The organism is Pseudomonas sp. CAN1 (assembly GCF_030462585.1).
GTDB lineage: Bacteria > Pseudomonadota > Gammaproteobacteria > Pseudomonadales > Pseudomonadaceae > Pseudomonas.
Window position 1 is genome coordinate 249,789 of sequence record NZ_JASMRU010000004.1, and the last position, 16,725, is coordinate 266,513.

Consider the following 16,725-nt stretch of genomic DNA (forward strand, 5'->3'; position numbering starts at 1 on the left):
GGAGTGCCGGCGGGGTACGCCTGGCTGCCGAGGTTATCGGCGGGGGCGGATAATACTTGAGTCGTTCACCCGGAAATAGCGTGGGACGGGGGTTTCAGACGAGGTAACGGCCTTTGACGGTAGGAGCGGACCTTGTCCGCGAAATCCATCGCGGCGGAATCCGCACCACCAGGAAAGCACCACGGCCAGGCGCCCGCTTCGCCACCAAGGTCCCCGTCAACGTCAGGCGCGGCGGAAGGATTCGCGGACAAGGTCCGCTCCTACGGGGGAGTCCGGCGTTGGGCGGTTCGCGAGCAAGCTCGCTCCTACAGGTCGGTTCCGGTGCGTCCTTGTAGGAGCGAGGGGGACGCCATCGTTATTGCTCGCGAACATCACCACTCCAGACCGTAGGGCGGATAACCCGGAACGGGTTATCCGCCGATGGCACCACGGCGGATAACGCTGGCGCGTTATGCGCCCTACCAGAACACCCGCGCTCCGCTGATGACATCCGGCGCGAGGCGGGCCTATCGCGGACGGAGTCCGCTCCTGCGCGGTTGGAAATACCGGTGTCAGGCGTGCAGGTGGTGTTCCATCAGGCTCACGGCATCGCGCCAGCGCAGCCAGAGATTGCCCTGCCAATCCATCACCGGCAGCGATTCGCCGAGCAGGTGCTGCATGCGGCGGCGCGGCAGGCGGGTGTCGTGGTTGAACTGGTCGCGCAGTGCCGGCACCACTTCGTTGGTCAGCCATTGGCGCAGGCTGCGGTTTTCCGGGTGGTAGCAGTAGACCAGCAGTAGGSCATAAAGGCCGCTTTCGCTGATCAGCAGTTCCGGCTGTGCGCTGCCGGCGATGCGTTCGTGGCGGTGCTGGTCGCTGTCCAGACGAGAGAAGAAGGGCCCGGTGATCTTGTAGCTGAGCACTTTGCCGAGATCGCGCGCGACGAACCAGGCCTGCTGCTCGATCAGCAGCGCACGCAGTTGCCGGTTGTAGCGGACGAAGTGGCTCGGAATCAGGCCATCGTCGGCCGGGGAAATCGAGAGATTCATGCTGGAGCTCCTTGCTGATTCAAGAAGCCGCCGCCCGAACTGCCGAAAGGGGGAGGCGGACCGTGCAAGGGTAGAAAACCGGACATTAGACAGCACTAAACCGGCCGGGCCGAAGCCCGCCTCACACGGCCCGCCATGGAGAGCAAAGCGAGCCCGGCACCGAAGAGGTGCCGGACTGCCCCGCCCATGGCGATCACTGTCAAATGTTCAGGTTTCTACGCCTGGCCACGATGACGCTGTGGCAGGACGGAACGCTAAGCAGTGGACTCGTAGGACCGCAACGCCGCGGGAGTGTAGGGACCTTCCCAAGCACCCCACAGCGGCAGTACCGGATCGGTGCAGCGGCTTTCAGGAACTGCGAGGCCGTCGGGTATTTCCGCGCGAAATCCCCTGCGTCAGGGTCATCCTGTAGGAGCGGACCTTGTCCGCGATATCCATTGCGGCGGACTTGTCACCACCCGGTAAACGCCAAGGCTCGGCGCCCACGCAGCCCATCGAGTTCAGCCGATAACGCCCGGTGCGGCGGAAGGATTCGCGGACAAGGTCCGCTCCTACGGGGGGAGTTCGGCGTTGGGCGGTTCGCGAGCAAGCTCGCTCCTGCAAAAGCGCAGCGGAGTCAGCCTGATCCGCAGGAGCGAGGGGGACGCCATCGTTATTGCTCGTGAACATCGGCAACGCAGACCGAGGCCACCAACGCCTGGGGCCGCTCAAAGCTGTCAGACCGCCCCCTCGATCACCTGGGAACGACAGCCCCACTGAGTGGCTGATGCTCAGGCCAGGTACGCAGGCGCAGGATGGGCTTTTCGATGAAGTGATAAACCAGTGCGGACACCAGCAGTACCGTGAGCAGCGCAACGACGTTGATCAGCCGCTCCTGCCCGGCAAACCAGCCGGTGCCGCCAACCAGCGCCAGCACCGGCATATGCAGCAGATACAGTGCATAGGCCCAGTGCCCCAGAGCTTCCAGCCCGCGCCGCCACGCCACGCCACGCCACCACGCCAGACCGTCCGCACACGCGGCCCGGCATAGACCCTGGCAAAACCGAGGAACCACAAGCCGAGCAAGGGCAGCAGGAAGTACAGCGTGACGACATCCACCCGTCCTTGCTCGAACAGGCGGTCCCCTACGCTCCCGGTTCTTTCCAGCAACAGCAGCAGGCTAAGAATCAGACCCAGCTTGAGCAACGGCGACCAGCGCGACCAGCGCGGCCGGTCTTCCCGGCGCTCCAGGTGGATGGCTGCGATAGCCCCCAGGAAGAACACCTGGAAGTTGTACAGCGCATCCAGATGGGCGAGGCGGTTCCATTCCGCGCGGCCCAGCACCACGCTGCTTTCCTGGGGAATGCCACCAAACAGCTCCACACTGAACCCGCCATAAGCCAGGATTACCAGACTCAGCGAACCCAACAGCCCCAGCCGCCGGTAGCAGGCATTGCAGACCAGGTACACCAGGGGCGCGAGCAGGAAGAACAGCATCTCCACCGGCAGGCTCCAGTACACGTGGTTGAACACCACATCGCTCTGTTTGTAGGCGCCCATGAACCAGAACAGCGAGGCAACCTCATCCAGCCGGGCTTGTGCGCTCGGCCAGTAGAGGTAAAGGCAAACCAGGATAGACAGGTAGTACAGCGGCACGACCCGCAACACCCGGTTGATGTAGTAGCAATACAAGTCCGAAGGGGAGGCGGCATCGTACCGTCGACGCACGAAACCCTGGGTAATCAGAAAGCCGCTCAGGCAGAAGAACAGCAGGACCGGCACATACCCGAAGGGCCGCCACAACCACTCCAGGCCGGCCAGCCCGGGTATCTCGGCGAGGGAGAAGGAGTAATGGCGAAAGATCACCGCTACCGCGCAAAGCCCACGCAGCATGAGCAGGTAATCGAATGTCTGGGGGGTATTTCGAGGGTTCACTTGCAGGGTGCTCGCGCAGGGCATCGTCTGGCCGGTAGCGAGGCAGGTTATGTGATCGGGCTTGCGAACTTGGCCGAGACTCCTGACTGAAGCATCCGGAAGCCCCGCCCTATTCCGACGACGATGTGCCACGCCGGAGCGTTTTCTCTGGCAGACCGTAGGACGGATAGCCCAGAACGGGTTATCCGCCGCAAGCACCCAGGCGGATAACGCTGGCGCGTTATGCGCCCTACCAGAACGACTGCGCTCCGATGATGGGATAGGCGTAGGAACGGACTTGTCCGCGATGGCATCCGGCGCGAGGCGGACCTATCGCGGACGAAGTCCGCTCCTACGCAGGCGCTAAGCGCTTACTGGATTTCTTCCGGGGTGACGATCACCCAGTTCTTGTCAGCGGTGACCGGCTGGCCGAGCTTGGCCTGGGCTTCGGCATTCTTCTTGATCATGCCGTTCAACTGATCCATGTACTTGGCCTTGCGGTTGATCCACAGGTGTACGCCGTTCTCGGCGGTGCCGTTGAACAGCATGTAACCGTCGCTGCTGGGGGTGTCGCCGCCGACCAGGATGGGCTTCTTCCACTGGTCGATGTAGGTGAGGATCGCCGCCTGCTTGCCGGCCATCCAGGTTGCCGGGGTCCACAGGTAGGGGGTGATCTCCAGGTCCTGGTTGGCCTTGGGATCGTACTTGCCTTCGGCGATCTGCTTGCGTGCGGTGGTCAGGGCGCCGCTCTGGCGGTCCTTGAGCAGGGTGGTGACGCCGATGACGTTTTCCGGCTTCACGTTGTAGCCGTACTTCGGATCGCTGGCGACCATGCGAACCAGTTCCTCGTGGGCGGCGGTCATCACGTAGACCTCGATGCCGTTCTCCATCAGCTTGTTGTACAGCTCCTGCTGGCCGGTGAAGACCTTGGGCGGGTTGATCTCGATGGTCTTGACCACGTCGCCTTCGTAGTAGGTGCTGGGCACCGGCTTGCCGTAGGCCATCAGTTCGTCGACGTAGCCCTTGAGCTCCTTGAGGGTGAAGCCGGAGAACACCTGGGCGACCCACGGGTAGCAGACCAGGTCGTCGACTTCGCAGAGGCGGTAGTAGTAGCTGTTGAGGCTTTCCTTGTGGCCGTTGACGTCCTTGAAGGGGATCAGCTTGAGCGAGGGGTCGAGCTTCTCGCGGGTCAGCACGCCTTTCATTTCGAGGAAGGGCAACAGCGATTCCTCCAGGTCGTAGCGGTAGCTGGTGTTGTCCATGTCGAAGACCGCGAAGGCGCCCTTGTTGGCGTTGGCGGCGATCAGGGCGTCGAGCTGCTTGGCCGCCGGCGCGGGCCAGTGTTTCAGCTCGGTGGCAGCGAAAGAGGTGCTGGCGAGGCCGGCCAGGATCAGGCCGGCGAGCAAGGTGCGCATGGGCTTCATGGAGTTCCCCCGAGTGGTCTTGTGGGTATGGGGAAGGCCCATGGCGGGCCTTCACTGGACTAGTCCAGCAATGACCCTAGCAAAGCGCTGTTTCAGCTCTGCGACGGCAGCGACGTGAATCGTCGCGAGGGCGGCAGGACGTATCCATCCGCGCCAAGGAGGTTTCCCGGCCGCGACAGCTGGTCTAGCTCACCGCGCGGCGCAGGCGGCCGGGGGCGTCGCCGTAGGTTTCCTTGAATTTCTTGGTGAAGGACGCCTGGGACTGGTAGCCGACCTGGGCGGCAATATCGGTGAGGCTCAGCTGCGAGCTGCTCAGCAGGCGGTGGGCCAGCTCCATGCGCACCTTGGTCAGCAGCGCCCAGGGCGACAGCCCCGCCACCTGGGTGAACAGGCGCATGAAGGTGGCGCGGGACATGTTCGCGCGCTCGGCCAGCGCTTCGATGGTCCATTCGTGGGCGGGGTCGTCGAGCATCGCCTGCCAGGCGCGGCTCAGGCGCTTGTCGGCGAGCAGCGCCAGGGTGCCGCTGGCAGGAACGTACTCCTGCAGGTAGACGCGCAGGATCAGGGTGAACAGCGCCGAGGACAGCGCATCGACCAGGAAGCGCGCGCCGGCCTGGTTGCCATCCGCCTCGCCGCGTAGCAGGCCGACCAGCGCGGCCAGTTGCTCGCTGAGGCCCAGCTCCTGGCTGGAGATGTTGAGGAACGCCGGCAGCGCGCCGATCAGCAGCGAGTCGCGCTGGTAGTGGAAGCTGCCGCAGAGGATATCCAGCGCCTCGCCTGCGCTGCCGATGCGGTGCACCGGCAGCAGGCCGTCGTGGCTGACCTGGGCGGGCGCCGGGCTGACCTTCGGCCCCTGGCTGCGCAACAGGTGCGCGCCACCGCGGGGGAAGACCAGGATGTCGCCGGCTTGCAGCTGCAGGACCTGCCCGTCAGGCATTTCCGCCTGGCAGCGCCCCGACAGCAGGATGTGGTACTGCGCCACGCCGCCCGGCGCCTGTTCGTGATCCAGCGCCCAGTCGCCCTGGAGTTGGCAGCGCAGGTCGAGGCTGCCGCGCAGGCCGGCGAGCTGGATCAGGCGGTCGATGGAGTTCATGGCGTTCCACACGCAGGAAAGGGCCTACAGATTACCCGCGAGATCAGCCAAGTAAACGCCGCTACCTCCTTCCCTCCAGGGCAAGTCCTCCATCGGTGCCGGAAGCAATCCGAGAGCAACCGACAAAAACCCGAGCGCAACGCGCAAGAAGCCAAACGCCGCGATTTCGACAATGGCCACTCCTGATTTCAACCGACCCGCAAGGAGTTCTCCATGTCCTCTCCCATCACCCAGGGCCTGCAGGCACTGACCCGCCTCGACCACTTCGGCGCCAACCTGATGCGCGTGGCCATCGCCGTGGTGTTCATCTGGATCGGCGCGCTGAAGTTCGTGCCCTACGAGGCTGACAGCATCACCCCCTTCGTCGCCAACAGCCCGTTCATGTCGTTCTTCTACGAGCACCCCGAGGACTACCGCGCGCACCTCACCCACGAGGGCGAACTGGATGTGCAGAAGCGCGCCTGGCAGACAGAAAACAACACCTACGGCTTCTCCAAGGGCCTGGGCGTGGTGGAGCTGAGCATTGCGCTGCTGGTGCTGCTCAACCCGCTGTCGCGCCGTCTCGGCCTGTTGGGTGGGTTCCTGTCGTTCGGCACGCCGCTGGTGACGCTGAGCTTCCTGATCACCACGCCCGAGGCCTGGGTACCGGCGCTGGGTGATGCGCAGCACGGCTTCCCCTATCTGTCCGGCGCGGGCCGGCTGGTGCTCAAGGACACCCTGATGCTCGCCGGCGGCCTGCTGGTGATGGCCGATTCCGCCCGCTCGCTGCTGCGCGAACGCGCCTGATCAAATCTTCTGAAGGAAACACGCCATGAAAGCGCTGATCGCCCTGATCCTCACCACCCTGTTCGTCGCCGCCTGCGGCACCGTGCCGGCCCACGACAGGCCCGACGTGCACCGGGTCATCTCCATCACCGATACCCAGCAGGAGTGCGGCATCGTGCCGGTGACCATGGTCTACGAAGACGCCCAGGCCCAGCGGCACGAGCTGAACTACCAGGTGTGGGCCAACGGTTGCAGCGGCGATTGAGCCGCCACGTTCATTCGAGATAGTCCACCGGCGGCAACTGCATGGCCTGCATTTCCGCCTGCAGGAAGTCGCGTAACCGGCGCAGCCGCTCCTGATGCCGGCGCGCACGGGGCCAGACCAGGTAGTAGCTCTCGCCGCTGGCCACCGCGCTGGGCCAGGGCAATGCCAGGCGGCCCTGGTTGGCATCCTCGGCGACCATCACCAGGTCGCCGATGGAGACGCCGTAGCCACGGGTGGCGGCGACAATGCCCAGCTCCAGGGTGTCGAACACCTGCCCGCCCTTGAGCGACACCTGCTCCGCCAGGCCCATGCGCTGCAGCCAGCGTCGCCAGTCCCGGCGGTCCGGCGTGGGATGCAGCAGTTCGGCGTCGGCCAGCCGCTCGGCGTTCCACGGGCCGTCCGCCAGCAGCGCCGGCGCGCCAACCGGAATCAGCCATTCGGGGAACAGCAGGGTGGCCTCCCAGTCCGCCGGGAAGTGCCCGGAGCTGAGCAGCACCGCGCAATCGAAGGGCTCGTTGAAGAAGTCCACGCGGTCGACGTCCATCCAGGCGCTGGTCAGCTGCACCTCGATATCGCTGTGTTGCATGCGGAACTTGCTCAAGCGCGCCAGTAGCCAGCGCATGGTCAGGGTCGAGGGCGCCTTCAGGCGCAGCACGCCCTCCTCCGTGCGCAGGCTGGCGCAGGCGCGTTCCAGCGCATCGAAGCCATCGCGCAGGCCGGGCAGCAGGGTCCGCGCGGTTTCGGTCAGCTCCAGCTGGCGGCCGCGGCGCTGGAACAGGCGGCAGGCGAAGTGCTCTTCCAGGGTCTTGATGTGCCGGCTCACCGCGCTCTGGGTGATCGCCAGTTCCTCGGCCGCGCGAGTGAAGGACGCATGCCGGGCAGCCGCCTCGAAGGCGCGCAGGGCATAAAGGGGCGGCAACTGGCGGTTCATGGAAGGCTCCGAATGACTTCATGCATGAGTATGACTCATGGATGGCATCGCATTTTTCCTTTTGTGCCCGCATCCACGGGCACCGGAGAATGGGGAACTATCCAATGATGCGGCGCCTGCCGCTTGCTGAGCCTGACTCATGAAACGCCTGTACCGTGATGAACTTGCCGCCATCCTTCGCCTCGCCGGCCCGCTGATCGCCGCGCAGTTGGCCTATGTGGCCATGGTGTTCACCGACACCGTGATGATGGGCAAGCTCGGCCGCGAGGCGCTGGCCGCCGGCGGGCTGGGCGCGTCGACCTATGCGCTGGTGTCGACCTTCTGCGTCGGCGTGGTGGCAGCCACCGGCAACCTGGTGGCGATCCGGCATGGCGCGAAGGACGCACGCGGCGTAGTCCAGGCGACCCAGGCCGGCCTGTGGATCGGCGGCGCGCTGGCGCTGCTGGCGGGCCTGCTGCTATGGAACCTCGGGCCGATCCTGATCGCCTTCGGCCAGGCGCCGGAGACCGTCCACGGCACCTTGAGTTTTCTGCACAGCATCGTCTTCGCCCTGCCCGGCTACATGGCCTTCATGGTGCTGCGCGGCTTCACCAGCGCCATCGAGCGGCCCGGCCCGGTCATGGCCATCAGCCTGATCGGCGCGCTGGCCAACTTCGCTCTCAACTACGCCTTCATCGAGGGGCTGTTCGGCCTTCCTCGCCTGGGGCTGGCGGGGATCGGCATGGTCACCGCGGTGGTGATGAACGCGCTGCCGGTGATCTTCGCCCTGTACCTGCGCTGGCACCGCGCCTATGCGCCCTATCCGTTGCTGGCCGGGCTGTCGAAGCCGGACTTCAAGGTGATCGGCGAATCCCTGCGCCTGGGCATTTCCATCGGCGGCACCTATGCGGTGGAATCGGGCATGTTCACCGTGGCGACCCTGTGCATGGGCGTGATCGGCAGCACCGCGCTGGCAGCGCACCAGATCGCCATCCAGTCGGTGTACGTGGCCTTCATGGTGCCCATGGGGATTTCCTACGCGGTGACCTTCCGTATCGGCCAGCACTACGGCGCCGGCCGGCTGGTCGAGGCGCGCCGCGCCGGGCGGCTGGGCATCGGCTTCGGCGCCAGCTGCATGTTCGCCTTCGCCGCGCTCTTCTGGCTGGCGCCGGAGCTGGTCATCGGGCTGTTCATCGATCACCGCGACCCGGCCAACCGCGAGGTGGTGCAACTGGCCGTCAGCCTGCTGGCCATCGCTGCGTGGTTCGAGCTGTTCGACGGTACCCAGTGCATCGCCATGGGCGCGATCCGTGGCCTGAAGGATGCGCGCACGACCTTCTTCGTCGGCCTGGCGGGTTATTGGCTGGTGGGCGTGCCGATGGCGCTGCTGCTGGCCTTCCCGCTGAACTGGGGGCCGAGTGGCGTGTGGTGGGGGTTGGCGTCCGGGCTGGCCTGCGCGGCCATCGGCCTGACCCTGGCCTTCGAGGCAAAGACCTCACGCATGCTGCGTCCGCCGGCTGGAGGCGCGGCGCTGCTGGCTAGCTGACCGAGTCCTGGGTGCGCAGCGCGCGGTTGGCGCCGAACACCAGGTAGCGCGCCAGCTCCGCCAGCGGCAGCGGGCGGCTGATCCAGTAACCCTGCACCTGGTCGCAGCCGAACTGGCGCAGTTCGTCCTGCTGGGCGGCGGTCTCGACGCCTTCGGCGACCACTTCCAGGTTGAGGTTGTGCGCCAGGTTGATCATGGCGCGCACCAGTTGCAGGTTCTCCGGGCGCTCGTGCATGCCGCCGACGAAGCTCTTGTCGATCTTCAGCAGGGTGATCGGCAGGCTGTTGAGGTGCACGAAGGAGGAGAAACCGGTGCCGAAATCGTCCAGCGAGAAGCGTACGCCCAGCCGGCCGAGGGCCTGCATGGTCTGCAGGACCTGGTCACTGCGGCGCATCACGGCGGTTTCGGTGAGTTCGAATTCCAGCCACTGGGCGTCGACGCCGCGCTCGCGGATCAGGCGCTCCAGGGTCGGCAGCAGCTGGCTGTCCTGGAACTGGCGGAACGACAGGTTCACTGCCATGTGCAGCGGCGGCAGGCCGCGCCCGCGCAGCCACTGCATGTCGCGCAGGGCGCGGGAGATGACCCAGTAGCCCAGCGGCACGATCAGCCCGCTTTCCTCGGCCAGCGGCACGAAATCGCCCGGCGTCAGCAGGCCGCGCTCGGGATGGCGCCAGCGCACCAGCGCTTCGAGGCCGACGATCTGCCCGCTGTGCAGGTCCAGGCGTGGCTGGTAGTGCAGTTCCAGTTCGTCACGGCGCAGCGCCCGGCGCAGTTCACTTTCCAGGTCGGCGAGGCTGCGGGCGCCACGGTTGATGCGTTCGTCGAAGACGTGGAAGGTGCAGCCCTGGCGCGACTTGGCCTGTTGCATGGCGATGTGCGCATGCCACTGCAGCGGGTCGGCGGCCTCGCCGGCGCGGGCGTGGGCAACGCCCAGGCTGCAGCCCAGCAACAGGCTTTCGCCCTCTACCCAGTAGGGCTCGCCGAGGGCTTCGACGATGCGTTCGGCGATCTTCTCGACCCGCTCCGGGTCGCGGCGGGTGTCCAGCAGCAGGGCGAACTCGTCGCTGCCCAGGCGGGCAATGTCGTCGCCGCTGTCCAGGTGCGCCTTCAGGCGCGCCACCACCTGCAGGATCAGGCGGTCGCCGGCCTGGTGGCCGAGGGCGTCGTTGACGTGGCGGAAGTTGTCCAGGTCCAGATGGCCTAGCGCCAGGCCGCGCCCTTCGCTCTCGCTGAGGCGGGCGGCGAGCAGGGTCTGGAAGCCCTGGCGGTTGGCGATGCCGGTCAGCGGGTCCTGTTCGGCCAAGCTCTGCAGGGTCTGCTGCAGCGAAGCGCGCTCACGCACATAACGCAGGGTGCGGCGCAGGACTTCGACACTGAGGGATTCGGCCACCAGGTAATCGGCGACGCCGACCGGCTCCTCCGCGGGCTCGCGCTCCAGCAGCAGGATCAGCGGCAGGTGGCACTGGTGGGAGGACGGCAACTTGCCGGGGGTGGCGAGCACCAGGCCGACCTGGTCCTCGTCGAACAGGCTGCTGGCAGCCTGCCAGGACGGGGCCGTGATCAGCGAATAGCCCTGCCCCAACGCGGCCAGATGCCCGCGCAGTAGCTGGGCCCACTGCGGCGCTTCCGCCAGCAGGAGCAGGCGCGTTGGTTCAACCGACGCTGCCAAGCGACCCCCATGTCTCTAGAAAGGGGAGAAATTCCAGGCACCTTCCCTGCGCCCGCCTCTCCCAGTTTTGAAGCCACGCCCTCCAGGCTCCCCCGGATGTAGACGAAACTTCAGAGAAACTCTTAAGAGTTTTCTTCAAGTATTGCTGTCACAAGCCTAATACATGTACAGATTTATCCAAAACACATAAGTACGATCGTGTCACAGATCGCCGCTATTCCGAGCGGCACCCCGACGCCCGGCACGGCCTGCTAGAATACGCGCCCGCTTCACTACAGACCCCCGCCCTTCATGTCCCGACTCAATCCCCGGCAGCAAGAGGCCGTGAACTACGTCGGCGGCCCGCTCCTGGTGCTGGCCGGCGCCGGCTCCGGCAAGACCAGCGTGATCACCCGCAAGATCGCCTACCTGGTGCAGCAGTGCGGCATCCGCGCCCAGTACATCGTCGCCGTGACCTTCACCAACAAGGCCGCCCGCGAGATGAAGGAGCGCGTCAGCACCCTGCTGCGCCCCGGCGAAGGCAAGGGCCTGACCGTCTCGACCTTCCACAACCTGGGCCTGAACATCATCCGCAAGGAACACGCGGCCCTGGGCTACAAGCCCGGCTTCTCGATCTTCGACGAGAGCGATGTGAAGGCGCTGATGACCGACATCATGCAGAAGGAGTATTCCGGCGATGACGGCCTGGACGAGATCAAGGGCCTGATCGGCAGCTGGAAGAACGACCTGATCCTTCCGGAAGAGGCGCTGGAAAAGGCGCGCAATCCCAAGGAACAGACCGCCGCGATGGTCTACCTGCACTACCAGCGCACGCTCAAGGCGTACAACGCGGTGGACTTCGACGACCTCATCCTGCAGCCGGTGAAGCTGTTCCAGGAGCACCCGGAGATCCTCGACAAGTGGCGCAACCGCGTGCGCTACATGCTGGTGGACGAATACCAGGACACCAACGCCAGCCAGTACCTGCTGGTGAAGATGCTGGTGCAGCAGCGCGCGCACTTCACCGTGGTGGGCGATGACGACCAGTCGATCTACGCCTGGCGCGGCGCGCGCCCGGAAAACCTGATGCAGCTGAAGGACGATTTCCCGTCGCTGAAGGTGGTCATGCTGGAGCAGAACTACCGCTCCACCAGCCGCATCCTCAAATGCGCCAACATCCTCATCGCCAACAACCCCCACGTGTTCGAGAAGCAGCTGTGGAGCGAGATGGGCGAAGGCGACCCGATCCGGGTGATCCGTTGCCGCAACGAGGAGTCCGAGGCCGAGCGGGTGGCGATGGAAATCCTCACCATCCACCTGAAGACGCAGCGGCCCTACAGCGAATTCGCCATCCTCTACCGGGGCAACTATCAGGCGAAGCTGATCGAGCTGAAGCTTCAGCACCACCAGATTCCCTATCACCTGTCAGGCGGCACCAGCTTCTTCGGACGCCAGGAAGTGAAGGACCTGATGTCCTACTTCCGCCTGCTGGTAAACCCGGACGATGACAACGCCTTCCTCCGGGTGATCAACGTGCCGCGCCGCGAGATCGGCTCCACCACCCTGGAGAAGCTCGGCAACTACGCCACCGAGCGCGGCTGCTCGATGTTCAACGCCTCCGGCGAGCTGGGCCTGTCCGAGCACCTGGACGCCCGCTACATCGAGCGCCTGCAGCGCTTCAAGCGCTTCATCGACAAGGTCCGCGAGCAGTGCGCCGGCAGCGACCCGATCGGCGCGCTGCGCAGCATGGTGATGGACATCGACTACGAGAACTGGCTGCGGCAGAACGCTTCCAGCGACAAGATCGCCGATTTCCGCATGGGCAACGTCTGGTTCCTCATCGAAGCGCTGAAGAACACCCTGGAGCGCGACGAAGAAGGCGACATGACCATCGAGCAGGCCATCGCCAAGCTGGTGCTGCGCGACATGCTGGAACGCCAGCAGGAAGAGGAAGAAGGCGCCGATGGCGTGCAGATGATGACCCTGCATGCGTCCAAGGGACTGGAATTCCCCTACGTGTTCATTCTCGGCGTGGAAGAAGAAATCCTCCCGCACCGCTCCAGCATCGAGGCCGACACCATCGAGGAAGAGCGGCGCCTGGCCTACGTCGGCATCACCCGGGCGAAGAAGAACCTGGCCATGACCTACGCCGCCAAACGCAAGCAATACGGCGAGATCATCGACTGCTCGCCCAGCCGCTTCCTCGACGAACTGCCGCCCGAGGACCTGGTCTGGGAAGGCCAGGAAGACGCGCCGCAGGAGGTCAAGGTGGCCAACGGCAACTCGGCGCTGGCGGATATCCGGGCGATGCTCAAGCGCTGACCCTGGTCTCGCCTTACGCCAATGGTGGGCTGAAGCGTAGGAGCGGACTCCGTCCGCGATCGCCATCCAGCGGGCACCGGCCTATCGGCCGGATCGCGGATGAATCCGCTCCTACGCAGGCGAAGCCCCTCACCTGACTGTGCGCCCCGCTCCGCAAGCAGAAGAGCGGACCGTTCGGTGCAGGATGACACCACAGCGTCAGCCGATTCGGACGGCTCCCTCTCCCTCCGGGAGAGGGCTGGGGTGAGGGCTAAGCCCAGGCACAGATTTCCCGACAGGCAATCCCCCAAGCTTCCATCCATCGAAAAACTGTCCACTCGATCAGCAATTGCATTGGTCGGAACGTCGCGCAGAAGGCCAATGGCGTTGTAGAATTACGCGCTTCATCAGCGACAGCCGCTCCGGAAGCACCCCCCGTGAACACTCTCAAAGACAAAATTCGCAGCGAAGGCATCGTTCTTTCTGAACAGGTCCTCAAGGTAGACGCCTTCCTCAACCACCAGATCGACCCGGCGCTGATGAAGTTGATCGGCCACGAGTTCGCCGAACGCTTCAAGAACCAGGGCATCACCAAGATCGTCACCATCGAGGCCTCGGGCATCGCCCCTGCCGTCATGGCCGGCCTCGAACTGGGCATCCCGGTGATCTTCGCCCGCAAGTTCCAGTCGCTGACGCTGAAGAACGACCTGCTGATCTCCAAGGTCTTCTCCTTCACCAAGCAGACCGAAAGCACCATCGCCATCTCTGCCAAGCACCTGACCGCCGCCGACCACGTGCTGGTGGTGGACGACTTCCTCGCCAACGGCCATGCCGCCAAGGCGCTGATCGACCTGATCCAGCAGGCAGGCGCCAGCGTCGCCGGCCTGGGCATCGTCATCGAGAAGTCCTTCCAGGAAGGCCGCGCCCTGCTGGAAAGCGAAGGCTACCGCGTGGAATCCCTGGCTCGCGTGAAGTCCCTGGCCAACGGTCAGGTCGAGTTCCTCGAGGACTGATCCCACGCGCTCCACAAAAAAGGCGGGCACCGACAGGGCCCGCCTTTTTTCATGCCCGCCCGGAGCGCTCTTGTAGGAGCGGATCTTATCCGCGATCCGCCGGCAGGCGGCCGTTCAGCGGGGCAGGTTCGCGGACAAGGTGCACTCCTACCTGGATAATCCTGTGCCGGCCTCAGCCCCCTCCCCCGCCCTGGCTGCGCGCCCTGCTCCGAAGGGAGGGGGAGCCGCTCGGTATGGCCGGGAGGCACGGAGTTCCGCTTGATGCCGTACAGTCCCCTCTCCCTTCAGGGAGAGGGTTAGGGAGAGGGAAACCCCGGCAAGGATTTTCAGAAGAGGCCAGTTGCCCCTACGACGACTGCTCGGCGCTGGCTTTCAGGCCGGCCAGCACCAGGCGCTGGTAAAGCTCCTCGCGAAGCCCGTCAGGCTTGGCCAAACCCATGCGTTCCAGATGCGCGGGGTACGCCTCCGGCTCCGGTGCATCCAGGGTCGCCTTGCCCAGCTTGAGTATCTCGCTCAAGCGCAGCTTGCTCTTCAGCCAGCCCAGCGCCCGCAGCAGGTCGCGCTCGTGCTCGGTGAAGTCGCAGCCCAGCGGGAATTCCGGCAACAGCTGGCGCAGCCCCTGAGTCGCTTCGCGCAGGCGCTCCGGCGTGTTGTGGCGGTAACGCTCGTCCAGTTCGAAATCCCTCGGCAGCTTGCCGGCCTCCCGGGCCTGAGCGATCAGTTCGTCCTGGAAGCGCGAGTCGGCGATGGCCAGCAGTGCGGCGATCACCTCGGCGTCGTTGCGGCCGCGCAGGTCGGCGACTCCGTACTCGGTCACCACCATGTCGCGCAGGTGCCGGGGAATGGTGGTGTGGCCGTAGCTCCAGACGATGTTGGAACTCAGCTCGCCCTCGGATTCGCGCCAGCTGCGCAGCATGATGATCGAGCGCCCGCCCTCCAGCTCATGGGCCTGGGCAACGAAGTTGTACTGCCCGCCGACACCACTGAGCACCCGCCCATCTTCCAACTGGTCGGCCACGCCGGCGCCCAGCAGGGTGACGGTGAAGGCGCTGTTGAGGAAGCGCGCGTCGCGGCGCTGCGCGCGCTTGAGCTCCTCGTCGCGGTAGAGGTTGTTGACGAAGCCGATGCCGGTCATGCCAATCCCGGCCAGCTCCTCGCGCGGCATCTCGCGCAGGCGCCGGTAGAAGGCCTGCGGGCCGAGGAAGAAGCCGCCATGCAGCCAGACGCCCGGCTCGGTAGGCGACGACCCCGGACGCGCCGCAACGCGCCGGTTCAGCACGCCCGCCTCGGCCAGCGCCAGCAGGCCGGGAACGAACATCTCGCTGCAGCCATAGAGGCCCTGCTCGAACGTACCCAGACCGCCATCGCGCTCGATCAGCCCGGCGTGGCGGGTGGCGGAGTCGAGGCTGTCGAGCAGCGCACGGTAACCGGCGTTGTCGCGCTGGCGGGTGAGCAGCGCCGAAGTCAGCGCGTCGCCCATGGAGCCGATGCCGACCTGCAGGGTGCCGCCGTCGCGCACCAGGGCGCTGGCGTGCAGGCCGATGCAGTGATCCTGCAGGCCCACCGGCAGGTTGGGCGTAGAGAACAGCGTGCTGCTATCGCCCGGTGCGTCCACCAGCAGGTCGAAGAAGTCCTCGTCCACCTCGGCGTCGCCGGGCATGTAGGGCAACTGGTCGTGGACCACGCCGATGGTGACGATGGTTTCCCCCGCCGCGCGGCGGCGCTGCAGCATCGGCAGCAGGTCGAGGGTGATGTCCGGGTTGCAGGCCAGGCTGAGCTTGCCCGGCCGCGCCGGGTCGCGCGCCACCAACTGGGCAACGGCATTGACGCCCTTGGCGTTGATATCGCGCGCCACGTGGCTGTAGTTGCAGCTGATGTAGTTCTGTTGCGCCGGGGCGCTGTCCAGCAGGCTGCCGGGCTGCAGGTAGAACTCTTCGACGCGGATGTTCTCCGGCAGGCTGCCGCTGCGCAGGTCGTGCAGGTAGTCCAGCTCGGGATAGTCGCCGTAGATGCGCTCGACGAAGGGTTCGAGGAAGCGCCGCTGCAGCTCGCCGCCAGCCTGCGGGCGGCCCAGCGACAGCGCGGTGTAAAGGGTCAGCTGGCGGCGCGGGTTCTCGCGGATGTGCCGGTACAGCGCGTTGGCCAGCTGGTTGGGCTTGCCCAGCCCCAGCGGCAGGCCGAGACGGATGTGTCCATCCAGGCGTTGCAGCAGTTCTTCGACGGCGGTTTCTATCGAGCAGGATTGCACCTGGCTTCCCTCCTGGTTCGCTTCAACGACAGGAGTTTGGACCGGCTTTACGCAAAAGTTGCTCCCGCGACTCACGCGGTGACAAATCGCGGGCATGAAAAAGCCGCCCTCGGGCGGCTTTTTCGCACAGGTTCGGCGCTTACAGGCCGGACATGTGGTGAATCGCAGCTTTCAGCTCGTCATCGGAGCAATCAGCGCAGGTGCCTTTGGGCGGCATGGCGTTGATACCCGAGATGGCCTTGGCCAGCAGGCCGTCGAGACCGCCCTGCTCTTTCGCGCGCTTGCCCCAGTCAGCCTTGTCGCCAACCTTCGGCGCGCCCAGCAGGCCGCTGCCGTGGCAGTTGGTGCAGACCTTGCCGACAATCTCTTCGCCCGAACGCGGCGCACCGCCACCACCGGCAGAAGCGACGGCGCCAACACCTTCGCATTCCTTGCCTTGGACGCAGACTTTGCCGACAGGTTCGAGACGCTTGGCAATGGCATCATCGTTGGTCGCGGCCTGAACGCTCACTGCCCAAAGGGCCAGTACGGCAGCTTGGGCTGCCAGGATTTTTCTAATCAGGTTCACCCTTTCACCCTCATCGTGGCTTA

At 65.5% G+C, this 16,725-nt stretch carries 13 protein-coding genes; 5 read left to right on the forward strand and 8 right to left on the reverse strand.

What is annotated here, in order from left to right; genetic code table 11:
* Positions 1 to 551 precede the first annotated feature (551 nt).
* From QO207_RS08435 to QO207_RS08450, 4 genes are all read right to left on the reverse strand, one after another.
* On the reverse strand, positions 552 to 1,028 hold the full coding sequence (locus QO207_RS08435; protein ID WP_301532011.1) for a BRO family protein: 477 nt from the start codon (positions 1,026 to 1,028) through the stop codon (positions 552 to 554).
* Between the two features lie 864 nt (positions 1,029 to 1,892).
* Entirely contained in the window at positions 1,893 to 2,900 is a 1,008-nt protein-coding gene (locus QO207_RS08440; RefSeq protein ID WP_301532012.1) for an acyltransferase, read from the reverse strand.
* A gap of 392 nt (positions 2,901 to 3,292) precedes the next feature.
* The gene (locus tag QO207_RS08445; protein ID WP_301532082.1) at positions 3,293 to 4,336 is read right to left on the reverse strand and encodes a haloacid dehalogenase-like hydrolase; all 1,044 of its coding nucleotides are present in this window, start codon (positions 4,334 to 4,336) and stop codon (positions 3,293 to 3,295) included.
* A gap of 193 nt (positions 4,337 to 4,529) precedes the next feature.
* Positions 4,530 to 5,438: an AraC family transcriptional regulator gene (locus QO207_RS08450; RefSeq protein WP_301532013.1), complete on the reverse strand. Its 909-nt coding sequence runs from the start codon at positions 5,436 to 5,438 to the stop codon at positions 4,530 to 4,532.
* A 213-nt stretch (positions 5,439 to 5,651) separates the two neighbouring features.
* Between QO207_RS08450 and rclC the strand changes: the two genes are divergently transcribed.
* Complete coding sequence (gene rclC, locus QO207_RS08455; RefSeq protein ID WP_301532014.1) at positions 5,652 to 6,224, forward strand: reactive chlorine resistance membrane protein RclC; 573 nt, start codon at positions 5,652 to 5,654, stop codon at positions 6,222 to 6,224.
* Between the two features lie 25 nt (positions 6,225 to 6,249).
* Positions 6,250 to 6,468 (forward strand): DUF2790 domain-containing protein, encoded by a 219-nt coding sequence (locus tag QO207_RS08460; protein WP_301532015.1) that lies wholly within the window; start codon positions 6,250 to 6,252, stop codon positions 6,466 to 6,468.
* Positions 6,469 to 6,478: 10 nt separating this feature from the next.
* Here QO207_RS08460 and QO207_RS08465 read toward each other — a convergent pair whose 3' ends face one another.
* Positions 6,479 to 7,399 (reverse strand): LysR substrate-binding domain-containing protein, encoded by a 921-nt coding sequence (locus QO207_RS08465; RefSeq protein ID WP_301532016.1) that lies wholly within the window; start codon positions 7,397 to 7,399, stop codon positions 6,479 to 6,481.
* A 139-nt stretch (positions 7,400 to 7,538) separates the two neighbouring features.
* Between QO207_RS08465 and QO207_RS08470 the strand changes: the two genes are divergently transcribed.
* Positions 7,539 to 8,924 (forward strand): NorM family multidrug efflux MATE transporter, encoded by a 1,386-nt coding sequence (locus tag QO207_RS08470; protein WP_301532017.1) that lies wholly within the window; start codon positions 7,539 to 7,541, stop codon positions 8,922 to 8,924.
* Here QO207_RS08470 and QO207_RS08475 read toward each other — a convergent pair.
* Entirely contained in the window at positions 8,917 to 10,593 is a 1,677-nt protein-coding gene (locus tag QO207_RS08475; RefSeq protein WP_301532018.1) for a bifunctional diguanylate cyclase/phosphodiesterase, read from the reverse strand. The two genes, QO207_RS08470 and QO207_RS08475, sit on opposite strands and share 8 nt — an antisense overlap.
* 291 nt (positions 10,594 to 10,884) lie before the next feature.
* On the opposite strand from QO207_RS08475, the gene rep reads away from it, so the two are divergent.
* Positions 10,885 to 12,894 (forward strand): DNA helicase Rep, encoded by a 2,010-nt coding sequence (gene rep, locus QO207_RS08480; protein WP_301532019.1) that lies wholly within the window; start codon positions 10,885 to 10,887, stop codon positions 12,892 to 12,894.
* 416 nt (positions 12,895 to 13,310) lie between these two features.
* Positions 13,311 to 13,886, forward strand: a complete 576-nt coding sequence (locus QO207_RS08485) for a xanthine phosphoribosyltransferase (RefSeq protein WP_081515169.1) — start codon at positions 13,311 to 13,313, stop codon at positions 13,884 to 13,886.
* A 346-nt stretch (positions 13,887 to 14,232) separates the two neighbouring features.
* On the opposite strand, the gene QO207_RS08490 is transcribed toward QO207_RS08485, so the two are convergent.
* Both QO207_RS08490 and QO207_RS08495 read right to left on the reverse strand, forming a co-directional pair.
* A complete protein-coding gene (locus tag QO207_RS08490; protein ID WP_301532083.1) occupies positions 14,233 to 16,074 on the reverse strand; it encodes an acetyl-CoA hydrolase/transferase C-terminal domain-containing protein in 1,842 nt (613 codons plus the stop codon).
* Positions 16,075 to 16,273: 199 nt separating this feature from the next.
* Positions 16,274 to 16,702, reverse strand: coding sequence for a cytochrome c5 family protein (locus QO207_RS08495; protein ID WP_311197214.1), 429 nt, complete (start codon positions 16,700 to 16,702; stop codon positions 16,274 to 16,276).
* Positions 16,703 to 16,725: the final 23 nt, after the last annotated feature.

Bases quoted from the DNA above. Each gene is read 5' to 3' on its own strand.
- QO207_RS08465 (WP_301532016.1), bottom strand. From the start codon at position 7,399: ATGAACCGCCAGTTGCCGCCCCTTTATGCCCTGCGCGCCTTCGAGGCG.
- rclC (WP_301532014.1), top strand. From the start codon at position 5,652: ATGTCCTCTCCCATCACCCAGGGCCTGCAGGCACTGACCCGCCTCGAC.
- rep (WP_301532019.1), top strand. From the start codon at position 10,885: ATGTCCCGACTCAATCCCCGGCAGCAAGAGGCCGTGAACTACGTCGGC.
- QO207_RS08445 (WP_301532082.1), bottom strand. From the start codon at position 4,336: ATGCGCACCTTGCTCGCCGGCCTGATCCTGGCCGGCCTCGCCAGCACC.
- QO207_RS08450 (WP_301532013.1), bottom strand. From the start codon at position 5,438: ATGAACTCCATCGACCGCCTGATCCAGCTCGCCGGCCTGCGCGGCAGC.
- QO207_RS08440 (WP_301532012.1), bottom strand. From the start codon at position 2,900: ATGCTGCGTGGGCTTTGCGCGGTAGCGGTGATCTTTCGCCATTACTCC.
- QO207_RS08470 (WP_301532017.1), top strand. From the start codon at position 7,539: ATGAAACGCCTGTACCGTGATGAACTTGCCGCCATCCTTCGCCTCGCC.
- QO207_RS08460 (WP_301532015.1), top strand. From the start codon at position 6,250: ATGAAAGCGCTGATCGCCCTGATCCTCACCACCCTGTTCGTCGCCGCC.